Source organism: Chryseobacterium sp. MYb7 (assembly GCF_002979455.1).
In the GTDB taxonomy this organism is placed as follows: domain Bacteria; phylum Bacteroidota; class Bacteroidia; order Flavobacteriales; family Weeksellaceae; genus Chryseobacterium.
This window is the reverse complement of the sequence record NZ_PCOU01000002.1, coordinates 138,974-155,354: the sequence shown is the minus strand read 5'-3', so window position 1 is coordinate 155,354 and position 16,381 is coordinate 138,974. Positions and strand designations below refer to the sequence as shown.

The 16,381-nt window shown below is 35.9% G+C and carries 11 protein-coding genes; 3 read left to right on the top strand and 8 right to left on the bottom strand.

The genetic code is table 11. The features are described 5' to 3' along the window. Window positions 1-550 precede the first annotated feature (550 nt). From CQ046_RS02640 to CQ046_RS02600, 8 genes are all read right to left on the bottom strand, one after another. Window positions 551-1,198 (bottom strand): response regulator transcription factor, encoded by a 648-nt coding sequence (locus CQ046_RS02640; protein ID WP_228406860.1) that lies wholly within the window; start codon window positions 1,196-1,198, stop codon window positions 551-553. Next, entirely contained in the window at window positions 1,195-1,929 is a 735-nt protein-coding gene (locus tag CQ046_RS02635) for a sensor histidine kinase (RefSeq protein ID WP_105700780.1), read from the bottom strand. Before CQ046_RS02635 ends, CQ046_RS02640 begins: the two co-directional genes overlap by 4 nt. 750 nt (window positions 1,930-2,679) lie before the next feature. After that, window positions 2,680-4,113: a hypothetical protein gene (locus tag CQ046_RS02625; protein ID WP_105700778.1), complete on the bottom strand. Its 1,434-nt coding sequence runs from the start codon at window positions 4,111-4,113 to the stop codon at window positions 2,680-2,682. 10 nt (window positions 4,114-4,123) lie between these two features. Then, window positions 4,124-6,928, bottom strand: a complete 2,805-nt coding sequence (locus CQ046_RS02620) for a hypothetical protein (RefSeq protein WP_228406859.1) — start codon at window positions 6,926-6,928, stop codon at window positions 4,124-4,126. A gap of 9 nt (window positions 6,929-6,937) precedes the next feature. Then, window positions 6,938-7,738 carry a WxL protein peptidoglycan domain-containing protein gene (locus CQ046_RS02615; protein WP_228406858.1) on the bottom strand — a complete coding sequence of 267 codons (801 nt, stop codon included), beginning with the start codon at window positions 7,736-7,738 and terminating at the stop codon, window positions 6,938-6,940. 68 nt (window positions 7,739-7,806) lie between these two features. Then, complete coding sequence (locus CQ046_RS02610; RefSeq protein WP_105700776.1) at window positions 7,807-8,352, bottom strand: peptidoglycan-binding protein LysM; 546 nt, start codon at window positions 8,350-8,352, stop codon at window positions 7,807-7,809. A 200-nt stretch (window positions 8,353-8,552) separates the two neighbouring features. After that, the gene (locus tag CQ046_RS02605; RefSeq protein WP_105700775.1) at window positions 8,553-9,098 is read right to left on the bottom strand and encodes a peptidoglycan-binding protein LysM; all 546 of its coding nucleotides are present in this window, start codon (window positions 9,096-9,098) and stop codon (window positions 8,553-8,555) included. A 204-nt stretch (window positions 9,099-9,302) separates the two neighbouring features. After that, window positions 9,303-9,845: a peptidoglycan-binding protein LysM gene (locus CQ046_RS02600; RefSeq protein WP_105700774.1), complete on the bottom strand. Its 543-nt coding sequence runs from the start codon at window positions 9,843-9,845 to the stop codon at window positions 9,303-9,305. Between the two features lie 419 nt (window positions 9,846-10,264). On the opposite strand from CQ046_RS02600, the gene CQ046_RS02595 reads away from it, so the two are divergent. The 3 genes from CQ046_RS02595 to CQ046_RS02585 are packed head-to-tail and all read left to right on the top strand — an operon-like array spanning window position 10,265 to window position 16,295. Continuing rightward, complete coding sequence (locus CQ046_RS02595; protein WP_105700773.1) at window positions 10,265-11,629, top strand: sigma-54-dependent transcriptional regulator; 1,365 nt, start codon at window positions 10,265-10,267, stop codon at window positions 11,627-11,629. Continuing rightward, the gene (locus CQ046_RS02590; RefSeq protein ID WP_105700772.1) at window positions 11,630-12,772 is read left to right on the top strand and encodes an FIST signal transduction protein; all 1,143 of its coding nucleotides are present in this window, start codon (window positions 11,630-11,632) and stop codon (window positions 12,770-12,772) included. Further along, a complete protein-coding gene (locus CQ046_RS02585) occupies window positions 12,714-16,295 on the top strand; it encodes a PAS domain S-box protein (RefSeq protein ID WP_105700771.1) in 3,582 nt (1,193 codons plus the stop codon). The genes CQ046_RS02590 and CQ046_RS02585 overlap by 59 nt, the downstream gene beginning before the upstream one ends. The last annotated feature ends 86 nt before the right edge of the window (window positions 16,296-16,381 follow it).

Genomic DNA, 16,381 nt, shown 5'->3' with positions numbered 1-16,381 from the left:
TGAATTTTTTTTAAATGTTCCAATAAATATTTCATTATTTCTTTATCCAAGTATAAAAGATAAGCAAAGCCAACTAAAGATTTATTATTCCAAGGCTGATTGTTATTAATTTTTAAAGTTAAATTACATAATCATAAAGGAAAGGAATTTGTTGATATAAATGAAGCTTGTAACTCTTGTTTAATTTGGCTCAGACGAACCAAATCATCGACAAAAGTGTTTGAAAATACGCTCGTCAAGGTCACAAACAGCCAAACGGCGCCACTTTAAGACAAGTGGCGCCGTTTATTTTATCCTCGATTCCAAAATAAGCCAATTGTTTTGGCAGTAGATATTTCTTACTGTAAGATATTCCGGTGTTTTTGTAGAATTGATAAATTCTGTTGATCATTTAAAGCAAATAATCAAAGTAATATCCAGTAAGCGATATACAAAGATACTTCCGTATACGATTTTGAACCTAAAAGAAGCAGATAAGGAGCCAGAAAATCAACGCATTGCATAATTTCATTGAATCACAATCATTTTTTTACGATATATGATATAAAATTTACTGATTATACAACCTGAGAATCTTCACCAATTCAGGTATGGATCGTATTTTCAGCTTCTCAAACAATCTGTTTTTGTAAGTACTGATCGTCGATGAATGGAGATTCAGTTGATTAGAAATTTCTTTGAGGGGAAGACCTTCTGCAATCTTATTGGCAATTTGCAATTCGCGGTCTGATAGTGCTTCAAAGGGAGAATTTTTTGTTGCACCAGTTAATGATTCTAAAAAAATCGTTTCTTTTATATTATCACTGACATATCTGCCCTTACTAAGCATCGCCGTTAAAGCAGTCTCAATTACTTCAGTGGAGCTTAGCTTGCTTAGATAGCCACCAGCACCCATTTTCAGATAACGCATTCCATACAACTCTTCATCCTGTGAAGAAAATATTAGAATTTTTAATTCAGGTTGGTGAATTTTTATGTAATCTATTGCTTCCTGAACAGTACCATTAGGCATATTAACATCCATGATGGCCAGATCAAATTCTTCTTTCAGAATTAATTTGTACAGCGATTTATAATCTTCTACTTCTGAAATTATGGCATCGGGTTTGAATCGTTTGATTGTTTGTATCAAACCCATCCGGACGATACCATGATCATCTGCCACAACAATGCGAATGTTTACTTTTAAACCCATCATTCTATAAATTTACGTAAAAAAAGGGAAACCGTAGTGCCTTTATTTTCAGTGGAAATGATTTGTACGTTTCCATACAACAAGGATATAAAGTTTTTTACAATTTTCAAGCTTAATCCAACTCCTTTCTCGCCCGCAGTTCCCAGGAATATGGGATTATCATAAGTGTAGATCGCAGATAAATACTTTTCATTCATTCCTGTCCCAAAATCAATTATAGAAAGTACAATCTCATCACCTTTCGTAATCATCTGTAAATAAATATCTTGCCCCGGAAAGGAATATTTTAGCGCATTATTAAAAATTTTGTCTAAAACGTATTCGAGCAACAGGCGATCGCTTGTAAGAAATACATTGTGATCACCTTTAAAATAAAATTTAATGTTTTTTTCTTCTAATTTTGTAGCATATTTTTCTTCTAAATAGTGAAAAAGATCCATCACCATGATTTTAACGGGTTTAATCTTGAAACCTCCGTATTGTGTTTTTATCCAAGTAATGCTGTCCTGGATCGTTTGCAGATTCTTCAGGGTATCACGTTTTACCTGTGGCAACAACTTAAAAAAATCTTCCTCACTTATGGTCTTTTGCTCTAGCCCTTCTATAAGCCACACAAAAATTCCAAACAGTTCTTTTGAGTCATGAGACAATATCGAGATCAGTCCGTTCTTGAAATTGATTTCGTTTTCCAGTCTTTCAATTTTTAATTGTAGTTCGTTGATAAAATCATTCATAAATTCAGTATCATGGTTTTAGAAGTTGTTTGAATTATTTTTTTTAAAAAAGGTAGAAAAGGTTATATTGTTTAAACTCGAAAAAACATATGGTTCAGACCTTTCTTCCAGGAGTTGGCAAGTTATAAAAAATATCATATTAGTAAAAAGAAAAATCAAATGGGATTTACTTGAAATAATAAATACCATATTTGATCCACTAAAAACAGCTGTGTCTAACGTGACATTCCGGGAGGGTTCCCGCCCTGGCAAATCGTTTACCGGCATTACCGAAATGGTGAAAGATGGAACATGGGACATGGGACAACATCACCAGGTTACTGATTGCAAGCAGCCGAATGATGCAAGATGAAAAATGGCAACCTGAAGATAGCCAGCATTGATTCAAAGGAAGAAAACGTTTCTATATAGAGATACCTAGGAAATCTTTTGGACCGTTTTGTATGTTTGGGCCAATTGCTATAATGGAACCACAGCTGTAAAACATTGGCATAAAATGGACTCAGAAAAGAAATTATTGGAAGACATACAGCTTATTTATGCCGATGGATTTTGGAGGAACTTTTCGTAAGCAAATGAAAACAAAATATGAGATCGAAGTGGAAATACCTAAAATCCCGATTACACTAAAAGGCAAAATTGAAATTTATTTTTTCTAAATACATTTAATTTATCAATATCTTGCTGATCCGGCGCTTGATTATTCCTATTAAAATAGTCCATAAGGAGGAGCTATTTCAGAAAATATTGTTAAATTGACGTAAAGCTATAATAAACATTGATAGAGTAAGTCGTATTTTCCTTCCCTACCAAACTTTGAGCACCTGCAGATGGTATGGTGTATCTTACGTTCAGTCCCCGGTCCAAAACCGGTGTTCCGTTAAAGAGTATTTTTTGGGGAGTTTTAGATAAGGGCACATTTACAGAACTTCCATCCACGCCAATTTGTAATATGTTGGAATTGATATCGGTCTGCAGGCCGCCTTTCTTGAAATAATTTTCGTCCGATTTTACATAGAGCTCAAAATTTTCATTATTTGACAACATAATTTGGTTTGGAATCATTTGTGACTGACCATCGGTGTAATGGGCAGCAGTATTAAAATTGAAGTTTACATTGCGCCCGGAACTTGGGATGGTGATCTCAGACAAAGGAAGTACCTTTAACTGAACAGCCGTATTTTGCAAACTGTTAATTGAGTTATCTGTACTGCTGGCATTGAAGTTCAAATCAAACGTATATGTTCCGGCTTCAAAAAAAAAGTTTTTAAAATCTTCCGCAGACACATAAAGTTGCGGAACAAAATTGTTTCTGTTTCCTGCTACAACACTGAAATTAGCAGCTGAAAAATTCTGAAAATCGGAAGATAAGGCTTTGGTTGTGAGTGAAGATCCGTTACTGCCCAATTTAATGCTTGCTATATTTCTGGTTCCCGGAACACCTTTAGAGGACGTAAACTGAACTGTTGTGGCAGTAGCTTTCGCCCAAAAATTAAAATCAACCGTATTTGCGATTTCCGTATTCCCCAAATCCCACACCCTCGTGCTTGTACTGCGGTAGTCATTCAAAGAAGAGATTTCTATGTATTTTGTTAAAGAGTTTGCTACCCATCGTATAGCTGAAGGAATGACTAAAATTGTTTTAAAATTACGTGGTGTGAAGTCATTATAATTCTGAGTGATATCCATGGAGTAATTCCCTGCCCGGAAGGCATTGGCACTAAATTGGGTGGCAGGAATTTTAAATGTAAAATTGATATTTCCCCGGTTGAATCCGCCCCCGATACTGATGGATGGCGGTTCAAACCATTTTACAGAGCTTGTACTGAACGACTGAAAACCTGGTAAATAACCTGAAAATCCAGTAGACGGCAACTGCCCGCCCATACTTTCTAACTGCCACAGAAGAGTGGAACCGGGTAAAGTAAGTGAGGAAGAAGAATGAGTAAAAGCTGGTCCGGAAACAGAGGTAAATGTAGGAGCTGTTGGGAGTAATCCCAAAAAGGCATAATCCCAGTTTGTTCTGTTGCCATTCGTCATTACCCTTGTAGGTACTGAAGTAAATTCGCTCCTGTTAAAAATATTATTTTCAGGAACCGACAGGTACACATCCTGAGCTTTCGTAGCTGCAGACCCGCAAAACACGGTAAAAATTCCTATTAGAAAAGTCCTCATCTTTTTCATACTTTTAAATTTAAAACTTTTTCACCTTAATGGTGGTGTCTTTCTTCTTATATTCAAAAACCACGGTTTTCGAGTAACCTTCTTTTGTCACCTGAATAGTTTGGGCGGGTTGTGTATAGCTGAATTTGTCATTTTCAATATAGAGGTTGTATTTTCCATCTTTCAGGAAAAACTCAAACTCATTTTTTTGATTAACCACTACGGTGTAAATTTTACCATCTTCAGCTTTTGCATATACCAAAATTCCTGTTACATCCGTATCTACAGTATCGTAAGCTTGTTTGATCTCAGTTAATTTCCCGCTTACCCTGATGTTTTTTACCAAGCCCACTTTACGGTTGATATTGTTATGTACCATAATGACAGGATCCATCATCAACCGGGAACCCGCACTTTCGTTCACCTTCAGTGTGTAAGTACCTTCAGGCACATTCTGAAAAATTACTTTTCCATTCTTATCCGTCATCGCTACATAATTGTCCAGTTTTACAATTTCATTAGCAAGTACAGATTCACCGGACTCCAGAAGTCCATTGAAATTTTTATCTTCAAAGAACTGGAGCGCCACTTTATGATTTCCGAGAGCCGTAGCTGTGGTAAAATATTTTTTAATCCCCACTCTGAACTGGTAATAACTGCCACTGCTTGCATATTCAGCCGTAGATTTATAACCGGAAAGATTAAAATACCCCGTGGTGGACCATGAAGGTGAAATCTTATATTCCAGATTACCGGTGATATTGCTGTTTAGATTTTTATAAAGTTCCGAATAGAAGGCTCCTACTGAAAAAGATCCGGTCAGACTATGATTTAGCATCTGGAAATTATATGAGGCGTATACATTATAGTTGGCGAAATTATGGTTTACATCATAATAAGAATTTAAATCAAAGACACTGGTTGCATTCCATTGGGCTGTTCCATTGAGGGAGAATGTTTTATATCTGTAAGATAAAGTTGTTTTCAAACTGTTGAACCAGTCTGGTTTATTGTTTTCTTTTGAATAAGAATATTCTGCCGTCAGGTTCAATCCGTGTGCTCCTAATGTAGTACTGATGTTGGCTTCCAGCCGGTAAGAAAAAAGTTCCTGTGATGTGTAAAAATTAGCTGTTTTTTGTTTTTCAACCTTTGGATAAAGTAGGAAATTCCACTTCTTTAAAGAAAACTGATAACCTAGTCCCAAAGCTTCTGTACTGTTGAAATAATAACGCAAATTAGCTGTATTCTCAGGTTGGATTGGCTCACTCTGGAAACTCAGGAATTCAGGTTCTACCTGCGAATTCTGATATTGTATAAAAGCGCGCTGAGAAACAGAAAATTGGAGACCAATCCGCTGATTTAAGAAAAAGGATCCCCGTTTGATCCCTGCATAACTTTTGGTCGCAAAGGAATTGACAGATTGTATATCCCATTTTCCTATTTTCCCCTCGTAATTGGCTCCCATTGAAGCCCCTGCGTTTTCATCGTTGTTCGAAAGACCTTTTTCCTGGCTCAGGCCCACCTCCGTACGGATTGTATGTTTATCGTTAATTAACAATGATGTTACCGCGTTCGCTACCTGCGTATCTATCTTAAGATGCGGATCATGGTCGAAAATATAGGACACTTTCCCATTGAAAGATTTAGCATTCCCAAAAGCATATTTTGCTCCCCCCATGATAGATCCTTCTGTTTGCTGGAAATAAGTACCATACAGATTATAATTGTTTTCAAGTGCAAGAATTTCAATCTGATTATTTTTACCAAATTTGGTAGAAACCTTCCCTCCTCTTCCGAAAACCGGGTAATCGTAATCGCTGCTATTAACATTTCCCACCCGTAATACCGTATTCTTTCTCTCCAGTTCCAGCCAGGTATCATACAGATTATAACGACCGTCTTCAAGATAGTAATCTGCGCCAATATTGAAGCGTGATTTTAAATTCTCTGTCACCCGAAATGCTGTGTTTCCTCTCAATTGAAGATAATTGAGACGTGAACTGTTTTCATTATAACTAATTTCTGCAAAATTATTTCCACTCACCTCTTCATTTCCCCGGGCAATTTGTCTATTATGTGATAAAACGACTAAGTAGAGCGTGTTGCTTCCCACGATTTTATTGTCAAGCAGATCTGTCACAATTGCATTAATATTAAATTCCGGATAAAGTGTATTCTGTTTTCTGACTACAATTTTGATCTCAATCGTTTGCTTTTCTAAACCTTCCAGAGAAACAGTTTGTTGTTTTGGCAAAATTTCCAGACCATCAGGAATGGATTGCAAATCAATCTTAACGGTTCGTTTACTATAACCTTGGTTTTCTACAATCAGCAGAATTGAGGATTGGGGTAAAGCAGGGTTAATGAAATTTTCGTATGTGGCGGTATAAATTGCAATGTTTTTATTCTCGCCTTTAGCAACGAGGAAGGAAGCGCTTTCAGTTCTGGTGGCCGTTGGGGTGGCGTAAGAAACCTGGAATTGAATCTGATTGGATCTCAGTTTCATAAAGTCCATGTTGGCGATCAATTTCACGGGAAGTTTTTTAGACTGCCCCGCAACTAGAGTAAAGTCATTTTGGGAATAGAAAAGCAATCCCGGATATTTTTCCTGAGGGAAGATATTCTGAATGATAATCTCTTCAGAACTTTTATTCTCAATAACCAGGAAATTAGTAAAAGTAGACCCCTTCTCAACAGCTACACTGTCATTTTCAAAATAGATTCGGATATCCTTCTTTTCCTGCGCAAAAGCCAACGAAAAGTGCAGAAGAACAAATACAAAAAATAAGATTGTTCTTCTTAGGATTGATATCGATATTCTATTCTGTGTTTTCAAAACGTAATTTTAAAATTTAAAGTTTTTTTCTCCTACACGTAAATCATTGGATTCTGCCATTTTAATAATAACCACGCCAAGGAAGTTTCCTAAAATTTTCTCTGGTAAGGAAAACCGAACAACCTGATTAGTATCCGGAAGCATCGAGATCGAAATTGCGGGTAATTTTATTTCCTTACCACTGTCTTTGTCGGTAAGTTCAAACGCAACGGTGGCATCATTGATAGTGTTTCCATCATTATGGATGCTTACTGCAACTTTTCTGTTCGCTGTATTCTCAGTACTCACCTCTGAAATATTGGTAATATCCAAACTTTTTACATGGTTTCCCGGTGGAGTATAAAAGATGTGAAGCCCCACCTCAAATAATGTGATAATACCAATACCATTCTGAATACGTGTCTTATCTGCCTGCTGGGGAAGCTGGGTAAAAAACAGCATGCTGTTTGTAACGGCAGAATTTGATACGTTTGCCGGAATCTGCATGTTTACTGCAATTTCCTTTGTACTTTTCGCAGGAACTGTTACGGTGTTTTCTAAGGTGGATACCCAGGAGGCATTGGAAGTTTTTGAACTGCCTGCTTCAAGATAAACCTTATTTCCGTCTTCTTCTCTAACCCAATCTTTATAGTTGAGATTAAAAACATAATCCTTATCCGAGCTGTTTTGAAGCGTAACTGTCTTTGTTACTTTTTCTCCTGGGTTACCGGTGAAAAACAAGCGTGTAGGCGACATAGAAATACTTTGTGCCAGAAGTGAGGAAACCCCTGTGAGGATAAAGAAAATGAAAAGGTGGATAAACTTGTGCATGGTGTAAATAGTTTAATAATATAAGACTGAAAACGTAGCAAAAGGAACCTTTGCAAACTAAAATTTTATTATAAAGCAGTCGCGGTATAAATTACTGTTTGCGTATACGTTCCGGCAGGTTTACCTAAAATATCAGATGATGATGATTTCGCCGCGGGAATGGTGTAGTCCAGATTCAGTGTTAATGCACTTCCAAGCGGAGCATTTGCAACCAAGGTTTTTTCTCCTGCAGATAAAACTACATCATTTTTTGTTCCTCCCATTGTTCCAGCAGCTGGGGAAGCTTTGATAGTCAAAACATTTACAGGGATTGAGTTTGAAACATTGACGAAATTCGGGCCACCTGCTTTTACTTTAACATTAAAGTTCTTCGTTGAAGTAACCTTCAAAGAGTTGGCTTTAGTAATCGTCTGATCAGAGTTATAGTCCATTGCAGTAACATAGTTAAAGGTAACTGTACCACCAATTGCAGTACTTCCTGCATCTATAGAGATGACATCGTTCAGGGTAATGGTTGCGGTTGTGGTTGCGGTTGTATTTTGAGCCTGAACATTATTAGTTCCTAATATGATTGCTCCAATAGTGAAGGCTGAGATTACGATTTGTTTTGTCATGGTAGTAATATTTAATTGTTATTCTGTTTAATTGTTCTCTTTTGAACATTACAAATCTACAACGGCGGTAAAAGTTTCTTTGTAGTGGAAAAAGGAAGTTCATGTAGTAAAATAACTACAGGATTACTCATTTGGTTTAAATAGAAAAACCCTCAATACTTGGAAAGTACTGAGGGCATATATATTGATGTGTTTTTTTATTATAAAGCAGTCGCGGTATAAGTTACCGTTTGTGTATACGTTCCGGCAGGCTTACCTAAAATATCAGAAGATGATGATTTTGCCGCTGGAATGGTGTAGTCCAAATTCAATGTTAATGCACTTCCAAGAGGAGCATTGGCTACTAAGGTTTGATCCGTAGCGGATAAAACTACAGCGCTTTTTGTTCCGCCCATTGTTCCGGCAGCCGTAGCTGCTTTGATAGTCAAAACATTTACAGGGATTAAGTTGGTTCCATTCATAAAATTAGCACCCCCTGCTTTTACTTTAACATTAAAGTTCTTTGTGGAAGTAACTTTTAAAGAGTTGGCTTTAGTAATTGTTTGATCAGAGTTATAGTCTGTAGCAGTAACATAGTTAAAGTCAACCGTATTACCAATTGCTGTACTTCCTGCGTCGATAGAAATTACATCGTTCAGGGTAATGTTCACGGTTGTTGTTGCGGTTGTATTTTGTGCTTGAACATTGTTAGTTCCTAGCATCATTGCTCCAATAGTGAAGGCTGTGATTACGATTTGTTTTGTCATGATAGTAATATTTAATTGTTATTCTTATTTAATTGTTCTCTTTTGAACATTACAAATCTACAGCGGCGATAAAAGTTTCTTTGTAGTGGAAAAAGGAAGTTCATGTAGTAAAATAACTACAGGATTACTCATTGGGTTTAAATAGAAAAGCCCCCAATACTTTTGCATATTAAGGGCTTTTCTATTTAAAAAATTGGTGTTTACTTACAATGCAGTGGCAGTATAAGTTATTTTTTGGGTGTACGTTCCCTGTGGTTTTCCCAGAAGTACCTTGGAAGCATTTTCCGCTGAAATAGAATAGGCAATATTTAAAGAATGTTTGTTACCTAAACTTGCATTACTCACCAGCACCTGATCAGTTGTAGATAAAGTGACCTGATTCAGGGTTCCCTCCAAACTTCCGCCCGGTATTGCTTTTACCTGTAATATATCTACAGGAATTACGTTTGCACCACTTACAAAGTGTGTACCTTCAGATTTTACTTTTACATCAAAATTTTTGGAGGAAATAATGACTAAACTATTGGGAACGGTCACATTTTTTGCTGAATTATAGTCTTTTGTGTTCCCATAATTAAAATCTACAGCGCCTTCTGAAGCAACAGAGCCAATGTCCATTGCAATAACGTCTGATAAAATAATATTTACTGATGTACTCACCTGCTCTGAATTTTGTGCCATAACCTGTTTGGTTCCTAAGGCGATTGCTCCCAGAGACAGCGCAACGATAGAGATTTGTTTTTTCATGATTAATAAATTTAAAGAGGTGTATAAAATATTGTCATTCAGAATCAATTATAAATCTAATAACATTATCCAACATTACCAAAGCCTTTTTCATCATTGGCTACATATTGTCATCATAAAGTTTACGGATATTTCAATCTATAGCTAATTCTTATTACGATCTTTTACTGTTATCAGTATCATAATACTTAAGGAAATTATTGAACGGCCCGGTAAATGTTTACAACAATATATATAAAACAATTATGGGGCGGACAGTTATTAATCAATATATTAACATAAACCAATATATAATACCAGAACATATAAGTATAATCATTTTAATTAAAACATTATACTTATATTTAGTTATTATTATTTATTACGCATTTTATAATGAAAAATCATTATTTTAGTAATAAATTAAAAACTAAAACCAAATGGGGACTTTCAAAATTTTCATAGTTGACGATGACCCTTTTTTCGGAGAAATGTTAAAATACCATCTCCAGCTAAATCCTGACTACGAAGTACAACTTTTCAGCACAGCAAAAAACTGTCTTTCAGCGCTTTTTCTTAATCCTGATATTATCTGTATAGATTTTGGACTTCCGGATATTCAAGGTGATGAGCTTTTTAAACAGATCAAAAATCTGTATCCTGATCTTCCCATTATCGTTATCAGCGGACAGGAAAACATAGAGGTAGCAATCAATTTTCTCAAACAGGGAGCAAAAGATTATATCGTAAAAAATGAGCATACAAAAGAGCTTCTGTGGAGCTCTATTATCAGGTTGAAAGAAAATATCTCGCTGAAACAGGAGGTGGAAGACCTGAAAGATGAACTTGAAAAAAAATACACTTTTGAGAACACCATCATTGGACAAAGCGAATCTATAAAAGGTATATTTTCAAAAATAAATAAAGCGCTAAAATCCAGTATTAATGTTTCAATTACCGGGGAAACGGGTACAGGAAAAGAAGTGGTCGCGAAAGCCATTCATTATAATTCACCCAGAAAGAACAAGCCCTTTGTAGCGGTAAATATGGCTGCTATTCCTAAAGAACTTGTAGAAAGCGAATTTTTCGGTCATGAAAAAGGGGCATTTACGGGAGCAGCGGAAAGAGCTTCCGGAAAGTTTGAGCAGGCTAATGGAGGAACCATTTTTTTGGATGAGATCGCAGAGCTTGATCTCAATATCCAAAGTAAACTGCTCCGAGCTCTACAAGAAAGGGAAATTACAAGAGTAGGCGGAAACCAGAAAATAAAGCTGGATGTAAGAGTGATTACAGCAACCCATAAAAATCTCGCCCAGGAAGTAAAAAAGGGCACTTTCCGGGAGGATCTGTATTACAGAATTATAGGCCTCCCTATTGAACTCCCACCCTTACGTGAAAGAGAACAGGATACTTTAATTCTTTCCAGGCATTTTATAGACTTATTTTCAAAGGAAAATAAAATCAAACCTTTAGGGTTATCTGCTGAAGCTAAGAAAAAACTTCTTGCTTATAATTTCCCCGGAAATGTAAGAGAATTGAAATCTATCATTGATCTGGCATGTGTAATGTCTGACCATTCTGAGATAATGGCAGATGATATTAGTTTTTATAGCCTTGAAAAAGATTCAGAGTCTTTTCTCGGCGAGCAAAAAACATTAAAACAATATACTACAGATATCATCCTACATTTTCTGAAAAAAAATAATAATGATGTGATTAAAACAGCAAAGTTTCTGGATATAGGCAAATCAACAATTTACAACCTGATTAGTCATGCTGAAACTAAAAAACTAAATAACAATTAGATGAAAGTTGCCAAATTACTTTTTATAAACGGAGAATTCAGATATGAAAGAAATGATGAAAATCTTGACTATCAGAAAGCTCAGCTCGTCCTAGGATATGGAGCCAGAAATCTTATTGAAGACAATCATTTTTTCTTACAGCTCAAAGAGAAATTCCCCCATGCAGAGATTACCTTATCATCATCGTCCGGAGAAATTTTCTGTAATGAAGTATATGATAATACGGTAACCGTTACCATTATCAGTTTCTCAACATCTTATATTAAAACTTCACAGATTAATATAGATGATTTTCCTAGCAGCTACGAAGCCGGGAGAACCCTAATGGAAAAACTTCCTAAAGAAAACCTCAAATGGGTATTTGTTTTATCAGATGGCAGTCGTGTCAACGGCAGTCAGCTGGTTCAGGGACTGAACTCCGGACGCCCTGATCATGTGTTAATTTCAGGAGGATTGGCAGGTGATGGGGACAAATTTGAAAAAACAGCAGTTGGCCTAAACCAGGTTCCTGCATCTAATCAGATTGTAGTAATTGGTTTTTATGGAAAAAATTTGGAATTATCTCATGCTTCATACGGAGGTTGGGAAAGCTTCGGACTTGAGAGAACAGTTACCCGTTCTCATCATAACATCCTATGTGAAATCGATCATAAAAATGCCCTTGATCTTTATAAAAAATATCTCGGAAAATATGCAGAAGAACTCCCGGGTTCAGCACTTCTTTTCCCTCTTTCTCTTAAATCTGACAACACCTCCTCTTCTGTTGTACGTACCATCCTTTCTATTAATGAGAAAGATAATATGATGGTCTTTGCAGGCGACCTTCCCGAAGGAAGTAAAGTAAGATTTATGAAGGCCAACATGGACCGGTTGATTGATGCAGCCAGTGATGCAGCCAGTGAATGCCTTGAAATAATTCATAATAAGCCTAAAATGGGAATTATTGTAAGCTGTGTAGGAAGAAAATTAGTTTTAGGAGACCGGACTGCTGAAGAAGTGGAAATGGTAAGAGATGTTTTTGGCCCTGACACCATCATTACAGGTTTCTATTCATATGGAGAGATATCCCCTCTGAAGCCTTTTGATGATTGTGCCTTACACAACCAGACTATTACCATTACCACCATTAACGAAACTGAATGAAATGGAACCGGAATTTCACAACCTATTAAAAAGACAGATCAACAAGTATCTTACAGAAGACTGTAAGTCTCATCCGCAGTTCAAAAATTTCATCAATGCTGTGAATCAGTCTTATCAATCTTTTGAAAGGGATAAAGAACTCATGGATCATGCTTTTAAACAAAGTGAGGAAGAGTATCAGGAAATCTACATCAACCTTAAAAATGAAAATATTTTAAAGCAAAAGTCGATCTCCAATCTTTATGAGTCCATCAAAATTCTTGATCCTGCGATTGAATATCTGGATTCTGAGGATCTTACAGAGCTGTCATCTTATGTATCTGAACAGTTGAGAAAAAGGTTTTTTTTGCAGGAACAGCTTAACAAGCAACTAGAGTTTCAGAAACTGCTTATGAATATATCTTCAGAGTATATTAATATTCCTATAGAAGAGGTATCCGAAAGTGTGAATAAGTCTCTTAAAGAGATGTCAGAATTTGTAAATGCAGACAGGAGCTATATTTTCAGATATGATTTTGCAGAAAACACCTGTTCCAATGTTTATGAGTACTGCAATGAGGGAATAACTCCTCAAATAGACAACTTGCAGAATGTACCACTTGATATCATCAGTGAATGGGTGGAAATCAATAAAAAAGGAGAAAGCATCTATTATCCAAATATTCAGGAACTGCCGGAAAGCGATCTTAAATATCTTTTAAAGGAACAAGAAATCAAAAGTCTTTTTGTGATTCCTGCCATGATACAAAATGAATGCTTAGGTTTTGTGGGATTTGATTTTGTGAGAAATTACTATGAGCTATCTGACACGGAGAAAAATTTGCTCACCATTTTTACTCAGGTTCTTGTCAATGTACGTGAGCGCCTCGTTCTTGAGAGAAATCTTTCCAGAACAGTAGAAATCCTGAAAAAGCTACTGGCGAATTTACAGTCCGGAATATTAATGGAAGATGAGAACAGACAAATTATATTTACCAATGATTTGTTTTGCAAAATGTTTAATATTCCAATTTCCGCAGATGATATGATCGGAATAGATTGTACAAATTCTGCAGAAGAATCTAAAGCTCTTTTTAAGAATGAAGATTATTTTGTCCAGAGAATTAATGAAATACTTAAAGAAAAGAAAATCGTAACCAATGAACTCCTGGAAACCAGGAATGGGAAGTTTTTAGAAAGACATTATATTCCCATTTTCATTAAGGATCATTACAAAGGACATCTCTGGAAGTATAATGATGTAACGGAACGTGTTGTTACCCAAAACCAGCTCAAACAAAGTGAAGAACGCAACAGAATGATCATGGATTCTGCCATGAGTGCCATCATCATTACCAACCACAAGGGGCAAATTACTTTTTGGAATAAAAGTGCGGTCAATACCTTCGGCTGGACAAAAGAAGAAGTAGAAGGTAAAAAAATTCTTGAAAAAATTATTCCGAAAGCAGATAAAACGCTCTACACATCAATGCTGAATAAACAAGTGGAACGAAACGTTATCAAAAAAAACGGAGAAGAACTTACGGTAGAAATATCAGTTATTGCCGTAGAACAGGATGATAACAAATATTACTGCTACTTCATTAAAGATATTTCTGAAAGAAAAAGAGCGGAAGATCGCATCAAGAGACAAGAGGAAAAATACCGGAACATCATTGCCAATATGAATTTGGGCTTGCTGGAAGTAGACAACAACGAAACCATCCGCTATGCCAATCAAAGTTTTTGTAATGTATCCGGCTATGATCCGGATGAGTTAATTGGCAAAAGTCCTTCACAGCTATTTGTATACGGAGACAATAATCTTGAGTTTGTAAAAGAGCAGATCCTATTAAGAAAAAAAGGAGTTTCAAGCGTATACCAGCTTCCTGTAAAAAATAAGAGAGGAGAAATTAGATGGTGGGCAATAAGCGGAGCGCCCAATTATGATGATAACGGTAATCAACTTGGTTCGATAGGAATCCACCTTGATGTTACAGACCAAAAAAAACTGGAAGAAGAACTAAAACAGGAAAAAGCTAAAGCATTGGAGGCATCCAAAGCCAAGGAAGTTTTCCTCGCCAATATGAGCCATGAGATAAGAACACCTCTTAATGCTATTATAGGTTTTCTACGAGAGTTAAAAAGAATAAACCTTAATGCCACCCAAAAACAGTTTGTAGAAAACAGCTATAATGCTTCACAACATTTGTTATCAATTATTAACAATATTCTTGATATCTCCAAAATCGAATCCGGCGAAATGTCTCTGGAAAGCAAAAGCTTTTCATTACAAGAAAGTATCGAAAACGTTATTACCATTCTCCAACCTAAAGCAAAACAAAAAAAGTTACAACTATACGCTATTTTTTCAAAATCCCTCGCCCCTACTCAAAAAGGTGACTCCTTAAAGATAGAACAGATTCTGTATAATATTATGGGCAATTCATTAAAATTTACAGATAAAGGTGAAATAAAGGTGGATTGTAATGTTCTTAAAGACTTTTCCCGTTATCAGACAGTCTCTATCTGCATTACTGATACTGGAATCGGAATGAGTGAAGAGTATGTAAATAGTATCTTTAAAAAATTCAATCAGGAAGACAGCTCTATTTCCAGAAAATATGGCGGTACAGGTCTCGGAATGACAATTACCAAAGAGTTGGTCTCATTAATGAAAGGAAAAATAGAAGTAAATAGTGAGAAAAATAAAGGAACTGCTATTACCATCACTTTCAATGTTGACAAAGGAAATGAAGAATCATCTTCAAAATCTTCCCAAAAGAAACAGAAAATTTCTATTCGGGGAGTTCATATCTTGCTAGTTGAAGATAATGAGCTGAATCAGCTGGTTGCAGAAAATTCACTGACCCATTTTAAGTGCAGTGTTACAAAAGCTGACAATGGCAGAATGGCAGTAGATCTACTAAGAAAGGAAAAGTTTGATATTATCCTGATGGATATCCAGATGCCTGAGATGGATGGTATAGAAGCCACCAAAATAATACGGGAAGAACTTCGAATCGAAACCCCTATCATCGCCCTTACCGCAAACGCTTTCAAAACAGAGATAGACAATTGTATTAGTGCAGGAATGGATGACTATATTACCAAACCGTTTATTGAAGAGAATCTGCTCAATATTATTCACAAATACACCAAAATTCAAAAAAGAACCAACACAACGATATCCAATATGAACAAAACACTTTATGATCTTAAAAATATACAGATGCTCAGCAGAGGAGATGAGGATTTTATTCAGAAAATGCTTTCCATATTCATTTCGCAGACCCAGGAAACAATTCCTTTGGTAGAAAAAGCATTTGAGGAGAAAGACTATGCAGAAATAGCCAGGCTCATCCATAAGATCAAGCCCAGTATAGAAGGCATAGGTATCTATTCCATTAAAGAAGAAGTAAAGCAGTTGGAAGTATCAGCAAAAGAACAGCATACAGATCTTACTGAACTGTATACTCTATTTGAAAACATAAAAAAAACTCTTACTACCGTAATAATCCAGCTGAAGGAGAAGATTAAATAAAGAGAAACCATCCAAAATCAAGACTCAATTCCATATTTTGGAAAAAGACAATATTTAAATAATTGATTTTCAAATAATTAAATACA